This is a genomic window from Tropicimonas sp. IMCC34011, assembly GCF_003390865.1.
Lineage (GTDB): Bacteria > Pseudomonadota > Alphaproteobacteria > Rhodobacterales > Rhodobacteraceae > Tropicimonas_B.
Window position 1 is genome coordinate 1,081,051 of the sequence record NZ_QMEJ01000001.1, and the last position, 13,689, is coordinate 1,094,739.

At 60.2% G+C, this 13,689-nt stretch carries 11 protein-coding genes, 2 pseudogenes and 1 other annotated feature; of the genes and pseudogenes, 6 read left to right on the forward strand and 7 right to left on the reverse strand.

Going from position 1 to position 13,689, the window contains the following annotated elements; all coding sequences use genetic code 11:
* Positions 1–95: 95 nt before the first annotated feature.
* Genes DQG15_RS05205 through DQG15_RS05220 form a run of 4 tightly spaced genes read right to left on the reverse strand, consistent with a single transcriptional unit; the run spans position 96 to position 3,216 of the window.
* Positions 96–440 (reverse strand): RidA family protein, encoded by a 345-nt coding sequence (locus DQG15_RS05205; RefSeq protein WP_116083287.1) that lies wholly within the window; start codon positions 438–440, stop codon positions 96–98.
* Positions 424–1,836 carry an NAD(P)/FAD-dependent oxidoreductase gene (locus DQG15_RS05210; protein ID WP_116083289.1) on the reverse strand — a complete coding sequence of 471 codons (1,413 nt, stop codon included), beginning with the start codon at positions 1,834–1,836 and terminating at the stop codon, positions 424–426. Before DQG15_RS05210 ends, DQG15_RS05205 begins: the two co-directional genes overlap by 17 nt.
* Positions 1,833–2,141 carry a (2Fe-2S)-binding protein gene (locus DQG15_RS05215; RefSeq protein ID WP_232830707.1) on the reverse strand — a complete coding sequence of 103 codons (309 nt, stop codon included), beginning with the start codon at positions 2,139–2,141 and terminating at the stop codon, positions 1,833–1,835. The genes DQG15_RS05210 and DQG15_RS05215 overlap by 4 nt, the downstream gene beginning before the upstream one ends.
* Entirely contained in the window at positions 2,125–3,216 is a 1,092-nt protein-coding gene (locus DQG15_RS05220; RefSeq protein ID WP_116083290.1) for an FAD-binding oxidoreductase, read from the reverse strand. Before DQG15_RS05220 ends, DQG15_RS05215 begins: the two co-directional genes overlap by 17 nt.
* Positions 3,217–3,369: 153 nt before the next feature.
* Here DQG15_RS05220 and DQG15_RS05225 point away from each other — a divergent pair, with 153 nt between their 5' ends.
* From DQG15_RS05225 to dctP, 5 genes are all read left to right on the forward strand, one after another.
* On the forward strand, positions 3,370–4,293 hold the full coding sequence (locus tag DQG15_RS05225) for a LysR family transcriptional regulator (RefSeq protein WP_116083292.1): 924 nt from the start codon (positions 3,370–3,372) through the stop codon (positions 4,291–4,293).
* A 302-nt stretch (positions 4,294–4,595) separates the two neighbouring features.
* On the forward strand, positions 4,596–5,156 hold the full coding sequence (locus DQG15_RS05230; protein WP_157968899.1) for a TRAP transporter small permease: 561 nt from the start codon (positions 4,596–4,598) through the stop codon (positions 5,154–5,156).
* The gene (locus DQG15_RS05235) at positions 5,156–6,451 is read left to right on the forward strand and encodes a TRAP transporter large permease (RefSeq protein ID WP_116083295.1); all 1,296 of its coding nucleotides are present in this window, start codon (positions 5,156–5,158) and stop codon (positions 6,449–6,451) included. The genes DQG15_RS05230 and DQG15_RS05235 overlap by 1 nt, the downstream gene beginning before the upstream one ends.
* Positions 6,452–6,491: 40 nt before the next feature.
* Complete coding sequence (locus DQG15_RS05240) at positions 6,492–7,628, forward strand: mandelate racemase/muconate lactonizing enzyme family protein (RefSeq protein ID WP_116083297.1); 1,137 nt, start codon at positions 6,492–6,494, stop codon at positions 7,626–7,628.
* Between the two features lie 307 nt (positions 7,629–7,935).
* Entirely contained in the window at positions 7,936–8,976 is a 1,041-nt protein-coding gene (gene dctP, locus DQG15_RS05245; protein WP_116083298.1) for a TRAP transporter substrate-binding protein DctP, read from the forward strand.
* Between the two features lie 131 nt (positions 8,977–9,107).
* On the opposite strand, the pseudogene DQG15_RS05250 reads toward dctP, so the two are convergent.
* Positions 9,108–10,411, reverse strand: a pseudogene (locus tag DQG15_RS05250) (IS3 family transposase).
* A 65-nt stretch (positions 10,412–10,476) separates the two neighbouring features.
* On the opposite strand from DQG15_RS05250, the pseudogene DQG15_RS05255 reads away from it, so the two are divergent.
* Positions 10,477–11,775 (forward strand): annotated as a pseudogene (locus DQG15_RS05255) (IS3 family transposase).
* Positions 10,793–10,909: a sequence feature (AL1L pseudoknot), on the forward strand. Its footprint overlaps the pseudogene before it by 117 nt.
* A 34-nt stretch (positions 11,776–11,809) precedes the next feature.
* On the opposite strand, the gene DQG15_RS05260 reads toward DQG15_RS05255, so the two are convergent.
* Both DQG15_RS05260 and DQG15_RS05265 read right to left on the reverse strand, forming a co-directional pair.
* Positions 11,810–12,166 carry a Rid family hydrolase gene (locus DQG15_RS05260; RefSeq protein ID WP_116083300.1) on the reverse strand — a complete coding sequence of 119 codons (357 nt, stop codon included), beginning with the start codon at positions 12,164–12,166 and terminating at the stop codon, positions 11,810–11,812.
* A 12-nt stretch (positions 12,167–12,178) separates the two neighbouring features.
* A complete protein-coding gene (locus DQG15_RS05265; protein WP_116083302.1) occupies positions 12,179–13,561 on the reverse strand; it encodes an aldehyde dehydrogenase family protein in 1,383 nt (460 codons plus the stop codon).
* Positions 13,562–13,689 lie beyond the last annotated feature (128 nt).

Below are 13,689 nucleotides of genomic sequence, written 5' to 3' on the forward strand. Positions count from 1 at the left end.
TCAAACGGATCACCCACGATCTGACACTCGCTTCGGAAAAATTACTGGTTCTGACGACTACACTTGTGCGGCGGCAGATGCCACACCATCAGTCGTCAGGGTCTGTCGGTGGCTGTGATGATGATTTCGACAAGGCGTTCGGGACTGGCAAGCCTGGCTTCACCACAGGCCCGCGCCGGGGCATGCCCTTCAGGAATCCAGGCATCCCAGACGTCGTTCATCGCGTCGAAATCGGCCATGTCCGACAACCAGACAATCGCCTGGAGGATCGTCCGGTTCGACGCGTTCGCCTTCTCCAGAAGCGCATCGATGCGGCAGAGACAGTCACGTGTCTGGTCCGCGACGGTTTTGCCCTCCCCGACCTGTCCGCACAGATAGACAATGCCATTGTGCTTCACGATTTTGCTCATACGTGCATTCGTCTCAATGCGCTCGATCATTTCGTTCGTCCTCCGAGTTTGGATCATGCAGCGCGGCCACCTCGCCGAGGCTGACGGGTTTCAGCGGCGCCCTTATCTTGTAATAGCCCGTTTCATCCGGCGTCGCCCCGTTGGCCTCTGCCAGCAGTTGGGTGACTGTTGTTCCGCAGTAACGCCCCTGACACGGCCCCATGCCGGATCGTCCAAAGGCTTTGGCCTGGTTAGGACCGAGGCATCCAAGTCTGGAATAGCCCCGGATGTCGCCTGCGGTCACTTCTTCGCAGCGGCAGACGATGACCGGATCCTTGGGTGACATGGCTTCGTCAAAGGGAGGGTATGCGGTGTCTATGAATGGCCGCGCGGCCATTTCCCTGCGAAGCTGAGCTCGGAGGCGCGACGCAATCTCGTCGCGTTCCGCTTCGGTCATGGCCGTCAGATCGCGGCCAATTTCCAGGGCGGCTAATCTTCCACGCAATGCGGCAACAACCGCCCCGCCAATGCCGGCACCGTCACCCGCGATGAACACATCTTCACGGTCAGACCGACCCCATTGGTCGATCTTCGGCACGAAGCACTTCTGTGATTCATCCCAAGCATGCTCAATATCGAGGGACCGCGCGATCTGTGTGTTCGGGATGACACCGTGGTGAAGAAGGACCGTCGCGCAAGCCAGTTCATGCGACCGTTTTCCATGCCGAAACCTGACACCCGACACCATCTGAGTTCCCGCGATCTCGATCTCGGATGCGCCTCGAAACCGAGTCACGCCGGCCTTGCGGATCTCATGGAGCAGCCCGAGGCCCTTGACCATGTAGCGCCATCCGACGAGCGCGCCCGGAAGGTGGCGTCCCGCGGAAAGGAGGTCCGAGAACGTCTGCGTCTCAACGATTGCCATGGGTGGCTTGCCGACCCGGCAGAGCTGTGCAGCGACCAGATACAGAAGCGGGCCGGAACCGATCAAGACAGCGTCCCGAGCTACGATGCCGGATTGCTTGAGAAGGATTTGCGCCGCGCCTGCAGTCATCACACCCGGAAGCGTCCATCCGACAACCGGCATCGGTCGTTCAAGCGCTCCTGACGCGATCAACAACCGCTTGGCCATCAGAACGCGAGCCTCGCCGTGAACCGAGTATGTCAGGCTGCCATCCCGGTCTATCTGCCAAACCGTTGCGTTGCGGATGTGGCGGATACGAGGACTGTCGAGGTCTGCGACCAGCGAAAGACCACCGAGGTAGTCCTTGCCGAGTATGTCACCGCGCGCAGCGGCAGCCCTTTCGATATCGCGGTAGATCTGGCCGCCAGCAGACGATTGTTCGTCGAGAAGCGCTACATTCAGGCCCGCCCGAGCAGCGGTCGCGGCGGCAGCAAGGCCTGCCGGTCCGGCGCCTATGATCGCAAGATCGACGTCTTCGCTCATGGCAGGGCCCCTTCGGTCTCGCCCCCTATGGAGGAAATCCGCAAATCGGCGGTCACCTTGATCCGGCAGGCTTGCAGTCTTGCGCCCTCGATCTCGACAAGACAGTCGTAACAAGCGCCCATCATGCAGAAAGGCCCCCGCGGCGCGCCGGAGACCGGTGTTCGCCGCGTGACGGACATGCCCAAACGCAGAAGCTCTGCGGCAAGGTTCTCACCCTCGCGCATGTCGTAGCCGGTCCCGTCCACCGTGACCGTCACCTCGGGATCGGAGGCGTTTCTTGGAAGAAGTTCAAAAGCGGGCTTCACTGAACACCTCTAGGTCTGGGGCGTTGTCGCGACGCTCGAACCAGTCCGGCAACAGGCGCGCGTGAACCGCCGCAAGCGTGATGCCACTGTGGCATGTCACGAGGAACGCCCCTGGCATTTCGGGGCTTTCTTCATAGATCGGGAGGCCGTCGGGGGAGAGCACGCGCAATGCCCCCCAGCTTCGGATCATCTGCGCTTTGGAGAGTTTCGGATAGGCTGCAACGGCCTTGGCGGCGAGCTGTGCAATTCCGGCCTGCGTCACGCCATCATCAAGGCCGACCTCTTCGTTCGTCGCCCCGATCTGGATGCCGCCTTCATCCGTCTGACGAGCGATCAGGGACGGCCTGCGAATGAGGTCAGGCATCTTTTCCGTGATGAGAATTTGCCCGCGTTGGGGGCTGATCGGCGCCTTGAACCCCATTTTCGGTCCGAGCTCCGCAGCACCTAGGCCAGCTGCGAGGATGACCTTGCCGGCTTCGACGATGCGCCCGTCGGAACAGGCAATTTCGAACAGCGACGTCTGTCGTACGGTCTCGACCCGTTGCCCGTTCAAAACGCGGCCTCCGCGCCTGCGCACGTCGTCGGCCAGCGCCTTGAGCAGCTTCAGCGGATTTACGTGCCCGTCCTGCTCGTGGAGGACCGCGCCGACGACGGTCGGGCCGACTTCCGGCTCGTCCCGTTTCAGCGCGTTGCGGCCGAGAACTTCGAAAGGGTAGTCGCCTCCCACAGCCCTTTTGATTTTCTCGTAGTCTCGCACTGTCTGGTCGAGGGTTTCCTCGCTGAAATGAAGGTCAAGACCCCCCTCCTGACGCAAGCCGACGTCCCGGCCGGTATTATGGGCAAGCTCACTGGCGAACTCGCGCCATAGCCCCGCGGCCAGCTGTGACCACTTTGCATATTCGGGCTGCTCAAGACCTTTCGATTGAACCCAGACCAGCCCGAAGTTCCCGCGACTGGCCCGAAAACTGCCGTCATCGCCGTCCAGTACGATGACCGAGAAGCCACGCGCCTGAAGACCCCAGGCCAATGAGAGCCCGACGACTCCCCCTCCGATTACCGCGTAGTCAGCTTCCACCGTCGCTCCGATCCGACTTGAACGTTGCGGGTCCGGAAAATGACCCGCCAAGTACAGGCACCGTGACAAAACGATCCATGCGCCCTTGAGCAGACACCAAAGCCTTCATATACTCAAATTAGAAATAACATTGCATATATAGGATTGCCCTATATGACGCCGAACATTTCCTTTCGCCAGCTTCTGACCTTTGTCGAGGTCATGCGCACCGGAACACTGTCAGACGCTGCTCGCACGCTTGGCCGCACCCAGCCTTCCGTCAGCACGGCAATTTCCGGGCTGGAGACCGAAATCGGGTTCCCGCTGTTCAAGCGAGAGCGCAAGCGGATCATTCCACGGCCTGAAGCCTACTACTTCCTCGAGGAAGCTCAGGCCATCATGGATCGATTTGCCCGGTCGACCCGAACCCTTCAGGAGATCGGCAACCTTCGGAAAGGGAAGCTGCGCATAGCGTGCAACCCGGCCGCAGCGAACTTTTTCATGCCTCAGGTGCTGTCAGATTATCTTGTCGGAAAGCCTGATCTCTTTGTCTCTCTCATGATGAGGTCATCCACTGTTGTTGCCGACTGGATCGCTTCGCAGCAGTACGACATAGGGTTCGGGGAAACGCCTCCGGCGAGGACGACGATACAGACCCAGAACTTCTCGTTTCCGTGCCTGTGCGCGGTATCGATGCAAAGCCCCTTGAAGGATCTGAAGATTATCACGCCGGAGCACCTTGAAGGGGTTCCCATGGCGATGCTCAACGAGGAGCACACGATTACCGTGAAAACGTCGCGAGCCTTCGAGACCTTCGGCGTTCCCATAACCAAACGGTTCGAGTTCCAAACCTTCCAACCGGCCCTGCACCTGACCTCGAAAGGGCAATGTGCCGTTATCTGCGACAGCTTTTCCGCCTTCAGTCATCGCCAGGAGTACCCTGACAGGAGCGATATCGTTTTTCGCCCGTTCGAACCGGCGATGTACCTCGACATGTCACTGATGACGCCGGCAAACAGGCCGCTGTCGATGCTGGCCGAGGAGTTCCTCGGCGAGTTGGGCTCCAGGCTCGGCGCATACCTGGCCTTCCAGGGCTGAAGATTCCGCGGCCCGAAGTTTGCCTCTGACGCGGCTTCAAGCATGAGGGTACCATGGGCCGCATATAGAGATAATATATGTTCTCAGCGTAATTTTCAATTTGCGCTTATGTCTCTACTCGGTGCAGGTTGCCTGTGGTGCCGGACCCTACGACATCGCGGCGTGGTCGGACCGACCTTCCGAACCTGCCCGGGATGGAGCCGGCTTTCGGCTGAGAACGGCTCCGTTCTGCGGTGGGGTACCAGGATTCAGCTTGAAGAGAGACCACTCGTTGGAGGATGCCAGTGTCCCGAGAAGGCGCAATGTACCGGATTGGCGGAAGTATCTGGACCGGGCTGCTGAAGGTTCAGCGTTTAGTCATGCTCGTCACAATCATCGTGACGTCGTCTGCCATAATGATCGAAGTCGTGATGCGATACGTCTTCCAATCATCAATCATCGGCATACAAGAACTCGCGGCATATACCGCCATATGGTTGTACTTCTCGGGAGCCGCATATGGCACATACACCAGAAGTCACATCAGTGCGGAACTTACGCACCTCGTATTGAAAAATCCAAGACATCTGGCCGTGACCAAAGTTGTCACTAACGCCATTTCTTTCGGCCTTGCCGTATATATTTTGCCATGGGCCTGGCGATATATCGAATGGGGATACACCAGGGGGGAGCAATCAGATTCCTCGTTCCTCGGTGGGACATATCCGATCTACTTTTTTCAGGCGAGCATACTCTACGGCCTCGCACTCATGGCGTTTTATTTCTTCATTGAGATGCTGCAGTGGCTCCATCCTTTGATAACGGGTCGAGATGTGCCCAAGGAACTGGCGACCGAGCGCGAGGAGATTGCATCGTGGATATAATGATCATCCTCTCATTGGTGATTTTCTGCGTCCTGATATTCGCGGGCACTCCGATCCCGTTCGGGTTCTTGGGCGCGGTAGTCTTTCTGGTCATCGTGAAAGACTACGATCCGAGCTTCCTGCTACCGGCCGGGTTCTCAAAGTTCAGTTCCGTCACGCTGCTGACCTTGCCGTTCTTCATTGCCGTTGGCTACCTCGTCACCGCAGGCAGTATCGCAACCCGACTTATACAAGTAGCGAACGCTGTTTTCGGACCCATCCGCGGAGGGCTGGGCGTAGTCGCGATTGTTGTTTCCTGCGTCTTTGGTGCGATTTCGGGTGCAGCTGCGTCGTCCGTGGTCGCCATTGGCACGACAATGATTCCGCAAATGGAAAAGCAGGGCTATCCGAGGGGGTATTCCGCAGCCCTCATCAGTTCTGCAGCCGTTCTGGCTACCATGATCCCGCCAAGCCTTGCCATGATCATGTTCGCCTTTGTTACCGGGCAATCAGTCGCGGCAGCGTTCCTTGCAACCGTCGGCCCTGCGTTGTTGCTCGCGACGATGTTCAGCATTCTGAACCTCATCATGGTCCGGAAGATTCCGACGATTGAAAAGCCCGTCAGGCTGTCCTTCGGCAAGACCATCCGCAATATCGGAAATGAATCCAGGTCGGCGCTTGGTGCAATCATGCTGCCGATCGTCATCCTGGGCGGAATCTACGGTGGCATCATGACGCCGACCGAGGCCGCAGCGGTCGCGGTGTTCTACGTGATCTGCCTCAGTTATTTCGTCTATCGGGACATGAGCCTGAACGAAATTCTGAGATCATTGCGGACCTCGGTCTCGAGTACTGGCACGATGATCGTGATGACGTTCTTCGCCGCCCTATTGGGAAGGCTCTACGTCATGGAGCAGGTGCCCCAACAGGTCAGCGACTCCCTCCTGTCCCTTTCATCCGAAAAAATAGTCGTGCTTCTCCTGATCAATCTGCTGCTGATCTTCACCGGCATGATAATGGATGAACTCAGCGGCATCCTTCTTGTCACGCCGTTGCTTTACCCCGTGGTGTTGGAGCTTGGGATTCATCCTATCCATTTCGCTGCGATCATCGGCACCAACTTGGGAATGGGCATGATGACTCCGCCCATGGCGGGGATCATGTATATCGGAGCCAGGGTTGGAAAGGTCACGATAGATCAGATGTTTAAGACCTCAATGGTGCTGATCTTTTTCGCATCTATCCCGGTCATCCTGGTCACCACGTTCTGGCCGCCGCTGTCCCTCTATCTGCCTCGATTGCTCGGGGTGCTTTGAACTCCATGTATCCCATCCTGTGCCGCAGAGGACCGCCCCAGTGAAAATCTCCGAAATTGAAGTTTTCCCGATCAATATCCCGACCCTGATGCCCTATGTGCTTTCCCACGGGACTGTGGGTTCGGCACAATCCGTCATCATCAAGCTGCATGCGGACAATGGGGTTTTCGGGATCGGAGATACATCCCCCTCACCGACGTTTTCTGAGGAAAGTCAGCAATCCGTCGTAAGCTCTCTGACCGACTTCCTTGAGCCCGCGATCAAGGGCATGGATCCTTTCGACATAGAGGCGATCCATTTGCGCATGGACGAGGTCCTCAAAGGGAATTCCTTTGCAAAGGCGGCGATTGGCATCGCACTCTATGACCTTTTGGGAAAGCACCTTGGACTCCCGGTTCATGCGCTTATCGGTGGGTTGTGTCGGGGAGAGTTCCCGCTTCTATGGCCGCTCATGGGCGGGGACGCCGATACGAACGCCAAAGAGGCGGAAAGCGCGGTCAAACGTGGCCACAGGTCGGTCATGATCAAGGTCGGGCATAACGATCCACAAGTCGAAATCGAGAGGGTTGCCGCTGTCCGGAAGGTTGTGGGAGACGGTTTCGTCATCATTCCCGATGCCAACCAGGGATGGACGCCGCAAGTTGCGCTTCAATGCATCCGTGGAATGGCGAAATACGGTGTCGCGTGGGTAGAACAGCCCGTTCCGCGTTGGGATCTTGATGGTCTCGCGAGGGTGAGAGGCGCAGTGGACGTGCCTATTTCAGCGGACGAGAGCATCTGCTCGATGTACGATGCAATGTCGTTGATAAAACGCGATGCCGTGGACATCGTGAGTTTGAAGCTCCAGAAGAGCGAGGGCTTCAGCCGCGCAAAAAAGATTGCGGCCATCACGCAGGCGGCCAATGTCCCGATTTTCATGAACAGCATGGTCGAGACGGGCGGGAACGTTGCGGCAAGTCTGCAATTCGCTGCATCCACGCCGAATGTTATCCCGTATTCGGCAGCTCTGATGTCCACCTTGCGCCTTCAGGACGACATCCTGATGGAAGGCGGTCTCGAAATCGAGAATGCCACCATCAAGGTCAGCAAACGACCGGGGCTTGGCGTCGAGCTCGACGAAAGAAAGCTCTCGGAATACGCGGTTTCGATGCCGCAGTTGAGGGCAGCGGGGTCCTGAGGTCGGACCGCAGACGTGCAGGACTGGGGGCCCCCGGGCCCGCAGTCGCCGCGCACGATGTCGTAGTCGGCCACCCGGAAGCGCAACCGTTTGACTCCTGTCCGAGGGTTTTCCGGACCCGTCGACAGGTCTCGCCAATAGTTTGGCGCCGTTCCGCACACTCTTGCACTAAAATATAGAACAAACCGATAATATACTCGAAACATTCGATTTGATATTATGTTTTTCCCGCCGCCATACTTCTCTTGTCATTCGATGGCCGCAAAGGCTGCCGCCACGGCCCAACTGGAAAAACAGGGAGAAACACATGAAAAGTTCACTGACACGTAGGGGCATGTGCCTTGCGACGTCTGCCTTGCTCACGCTAGGTCTTTCGACGGGCGCAATCGCACAAGATGCCGAGGTCGAGTTCCGTTGGTCGCACCACGAACCTCTCGACTCCATCGTCGATAAGGTAACGCGTGCGATCGCTGACGATATCGAGGCCGAGACTCAGGGCCGAATCTCGATCAAGGTGTTCCCGGCCAGCCAGTTGGGCGACTGGAACGAGGTGTCATCGCAGGTCCAGCGCGGTTCGGTCGATTTTGCCACGCAGCCCGTGTCGTCCTCCACCGATCCGCGTCTTCAGATCCGGGTTCTGCCCTATTCGGTGATGAATTACGATGAAGCGGAAGCGGCCTATTTCGGTGATGACCCGTACCTCTTCGACTTGATGGCAGAGATGATGGCGGAGAGCGACCTCACGGCGTTGGGTGTCGTCGCCCAGGGCTTCGGCGGTGCAGGATTCCGCGAATGCCCGGACGTCGACATCTTCGATATCGATGCGGACAAGGGAGGTCTTCGCGTCCGCTTTCCTCCCGGGAATCAATCCTGGGAAAACATGGTCGACGCCATGGGCTTTGCCCCGACCCCTGTTCCCTGGGGCGAACTGTATCTCGGTCTGCAAACCCGTCTTGTCGATGGACAGGTCGGCGGGCAGCCGTCCAGCACCTACGCCAACTTCCGTGACGTGACCGACTGCTGGGCGCAGATCAACACCCACTTCCAGAACTCCTTCGTGTTTGCGAATGCAGAAACGTTCGCGGAGCTGTCGGCCGAGGATCAGGACCTCATTCGCGACATCACTGCGCGCCATGCCGAAGGCAGCCTCGAGATGGCCCGCGCGGAAGATCAGCAGTACATGGACCTGATGAAGGCCGAGGAAGGGGTAGTCGTCCTTACCCCCACGGATGAGGAACTCGCCGAAATCGCCACCGCTGTCCGGACGAGTGTCTGGCCGCTCATGGACGATGTCATCGGCGAAGATATCATGAACACCATGAAAGAGCGCGCCGGTCTCATCGAGTGAGACGTCATCGGGTGGCCGGCCCATCATGAGGCCGGCCACCCACCTGCAGGCACCGACGCTCTATTGCGGTTTTATCCGGCATTCACGCTCAGGCAACGTAAAGTGATCCTAACTCGAAAAAGTGGACGGGGTCAGGCCGCCATGCGCTCCATGTCGGCCGGTGATCTCGAGCTGATCGCGCAATGAAGGCGGCCTGAACTGTAGAAGCCCTCGATTGAGGTAAGAGATCGCGTCGCGTTTCGTCTCTTATGGCGTAGACGCGATGATGAACGCGCTCGACCTTGAGAGTGTGGAAGAAGCTCTCCATTGGCGCGTTCTGCGGCTTCGAATGGTCCATCGGACCGTTCGACCCGCTGGCGCGGACGCCTTGAATTTCAGGCAATCCCCTTCCGGCTCATGGACGGAGTTACCTTTGCGGCGGCTTGGGCTCGGCGATATTCGTCGGCCGCGTATTGAACGCCGCCGTCCGAATGCTGGATCAGACTTGGAGCCGGGCTCGGGCGCTTGATTACCATCTCAAGAGTGATCGATGCTTGCAGGGTCTCGCGCATGCTCCAGCAACGATCTTGCGGGTGTGCATGTCGATCAGCGCCGCAATTAGTAGACGGGAACCGTGGACCCAGTGGGGCCGCGAAAGCCCCGGGAACCAGCCCTCGCCGAACAGGATGTAGGTCAAGACGGCCAGCCAGATCTGGTTCGGTGCTTTCGCCGTGAAGTTCCGGGTAGCCTGTTCGGAGCGATCGGATAGGCGTGGCGGCTGTCGGTCGTGCGCACCCGCCGCGGGATCGCGACCAACCCGCGCAGCCAGCCAAGCGCATCAGACGGGCGATACGCTCGTCGGGTAAACCGTCCCCCGGACGGTTCGCGGCATCCTCCTCGCCGTCCGACGCGCCTGCCGGCAGCGCGCGAGACACGGCTTGGTTGCGCGGGACTCCGTAGCATCCACCGCTTTCCGCATGGCCACCGCGGATATCGTCGAGAAGGGCCCGGTTCTCCACGCTGCGTTGGCTCTCCGGTCGTCGCCGCCAAGCATCGTATCCGCTGGCGAAGACTTCGAGCACGGCACAGTTGGTGCACACGGGCCAGGTATGACGATGCTTACCCACGAACCCGAAACTCGTCGGGTGGCCGCACCGAAGGTGAGCGCCGCCTTTTCTAGGATGTCACGCTCCGTCTGGTCCCTTCGGAACTCTCGCTTCAATCGCGCATTCTCCGCCGCCAGGTTGGCCAGGGACGAGCTCTGCGCCTGCGTAGCCGGGCGTCTCGCAGAGCCCGTCCCCGACCTGCAAAATTGCCGTATCCAGCGGCGCAGCTGGGTCTCGTGGAAACCCAGTTCCGCCGCGACATCCATGATTGACAGCCCGCTCGTCTCGACGCGTTCCGCGGCCTGCCGCCTGAACCCGCCCGGAGAATACCGGCGCTTCTTATTCCCCATTGGACACTCCTTGAACCGCCCCGGATCTGCCGGAGGCTCCAACTCTTGAGTAGACTGGAGCCATCATGAGCAAGATAACGAACAAGTTCTCCCCTGAGGTCCGCGAGCGTGCGGTCCGGATAGTCCTCGACAATCCGGGTCAGCATGGATCGCGCGGCAGGCGATCGCCTCGGTGGCCGCGAAGATCGGTTGTTCAGCGAACACGTTGAACAGCTGGGTCAAGAAGGCCGAGGAGGACAGCGGGCAGCGCGCTGGCATCTCAAGCGACATGGCCGAGAGGAGCGAGCCTTTGTCCGCCATTGGTCCGAGGACAATGGCGAGCGCATTCGAGCGAGAGAACCGGGAGCTGCGCCAGGCGAACGAGATCCTCCGCAAGGCGACAGCATATTTTGCCATGGCGGAGCTCGACCGCCGGTCGCAGCGATGGTGTCGTTCATCGATGCTCGTCGTGCGGAGCACGGGGTCGAGCCGATTTGCAAGGTGCTGCCGATCGCCCCATCCACCTGCTACGATCACCTTTCGAAGCGGGCCGATCCGGGCCGACGGTTGGCGCGGGTCCGGCGGGATGCCGTCCTGCGCCCCGAGATCCGCCGCGTGTTCGAAGTGAACTGACAGGTCTACGGTGTCCGCAAGGTGTGGCGGCAACTCGGGCGCGAGGGGATCACTGTCGCCCGCTGCACCGTGGCCAGGCTGATGAAGGATATGGACCTTCAAGGCATCATACGCGGCAAGCCACATCGCACGACGGTGCCTGACAAGAAGGCGCCATGTCCGCTCGACAAGGTGAACCGGCAGTTCCGCGTGCCCGCGCCCAACATGCTGTGGGTCAGCGACTTAACCTACGTGGCCACCTGGAAAGGGTTCGCTTACATCGCCTGCGTCATCGATGCTTACGCCAGACGGATTGTGGGCTGGAGGGTCAGCACGTCGGCCCACGCGGGCTTTGCGCTCGATGCGCTGGAGCAGGCCGTCCATGAGCGCCGGCCGGCGAAGGGCATGGGACTGGTCCACCAGTCGGATCGTGGGTCCCAATACCTGTCCATTAAGTATACAGAGCGGCTCGGCGAGGCTGGTAACGAGCTATCTTTCGCCGCCATCGTCACTCGGACCGATGGCGTTCCTCGGCGGCCGTCGGTGACAGCTATGACTATGCTCTGGCCGAGACGGTCAATGGCCCATTCAAGGCGGAGGTCATTCACCGCCGCGGCCCTTGGCACAGTTTCGAGGCCGTCGAATACGACACGCTCGAATGGGCCGACTGGTTCAATACCCGACGTCTGCTCGAGCCCATCGGGAACATCCCGCCCGCCGAAGCCCAAGACGAAGACTACGCAGCTCGGGAAGCCGATGCCGTCGCCGCGTAACTAACGAAATTCAGCTCCGACAGACCCGGCGCGGTTAAACAGCAGCTGTTCCGCCACCTCCGAGGTGAAATCGTAATCGCGCTGCAGCAGCTCGGGGTCGACGTAAAGACCGATCATCCGGAAGGGCCCCTGCGGGCATTGCACCTTGTAGTTCACGTCGCCCGCATTGCGGCAGGCGAACAGAGCGGCCTCCCGCCTGTTCCAGCGTGGCCGCAACCGAGGCGATGGCGTTCTTTAGCTGCTCGGCCACGCCTTCGGGCAGGGTACCGTCGGCGTCTTGACCCAACGTGCCAGAGACGTGGACGTGGCGACCATCGATCACGGCCTTCGCGAAGCCGGCGAAATCCTCCGCCGGGGCGCCGGTGAAGATGCGGTCTTTCATGTCGGTCATTCCTGTCTCTCCTCAGCTGGCACGGCGCACGATGATGGCCTTCTTGCGCATGAAGCGGAAGAAACCGTCGGCGCCGTAGCGAGTGCCGCCCAAGCCGGAGATGCCGAAGGCCGTCTTCTCGGCCTTGTCGCCGACCCCGCCCATGGTGTCGAAATCGTTGATCCAGAGGCCGCCGGCATTGATCTTCTCGCCCACGGCAATGGCCTCGTCCTCGGCACCGATCACGGTGGCTGAGAGGCCGAAGTCGGTGTCATTGGCCAGGCGGATGGCCTCTTCGGTGGTCTTGAAGCGCCCGATGGGGATGATCGGGCCGAAGGTCTCGTCCTGCATGATCTTCATGTCCTGGGTCACGTCGACCAGCACGGTCGGCTCGCACCAGAGGCCTCCGTCGCGTTCGATCACCTGGCCGCCGGTGAGGACCTTGGCGCCCTTCTCGACCGCGTCGGCAATCTGGTCACGCAGGATCTGCGCCTGTTTCTCGAAGATGACCGGACCCAGCTCGCCCGATTGCAAACCGTCGGTGTTCATCGTCATCGCCTTAACGCGGGCGGTGACGGCATCGGCCAGCGGCGCAAAGCCCTGCGGCCCGGCATAGACCCGCTCGATGGAACAGCACAGCTGACCGCTATTCTCCATCGCGCCGCGTACCACGATTTCGGCCGCGACATCGGCGTCGGCGCTGTCCAGCACCACGGCCGGATCATTGCCGCCCAGTTCGAGGAAGGCGGTCTTGAACTGCGCTGCGGCGCGTTCCTGCACCTTGCGGCCCGTCGGCACCGAGCCGGTGAAGACGACCGTATCGGTCAGATCGACGATTGTCTCGCCGGTCTGGCCGTCGCCGGGGAAGACCTCCAGCACGTCGCGCAGGTGTTCGACATCGGCAATGGCGGCGCGGAAGGGTTCGATGAAGCGGGGCGTCACCTCCGAGGGCTTGATCGCCACGGCGGAGCCCGCCAGCAGCGCGGTAATCGCGTCGATCATGCACAGGATCAGAGGGTAGTTCCAAGGCGAGATGATGCCAACCAGCTGGTGGGGCACATATTGCTGGCGGAAGGACAGGTCGGGCGAGCCGCCGGTGGCCGCCTCCAGCGACTCGGCAGCGGTGGCTACGCGCATCTGCGTGATGCCCTCCAGCCCTTCGAGCTCGGCCACCGACATCTCGTAGCGACCGGTGTCGGTGCACAGCGCGTTGAGGATGGCGTCGTAATGCCGGTCCACGGCCTCGCAAAGATGCAGCATGGCCGTCTTGCGACCCTCCAACCCGATCTCCAGCCACTTGGCCTGAGCGTCGCGCATGGCGGCGCAGGTCTCTTCCATCTCGGCCAGATCCGGGATCTCGATCCGGTAGTCCTTCTGTCCGCTGCGCGGGTTCCTGATCTCCAAGTGTCGGCTCATTTAGCCCTCTCTGTCTGCATGCCGCAGGCCCGTCGCACCCCGGTCTGGCAGTCGCGTTTAGGGACAAATTGTCCGCATCCGCATCCGGGCAAAAGCCGTGCGCGGGCGAAGCGCCTGAAATCGACAAA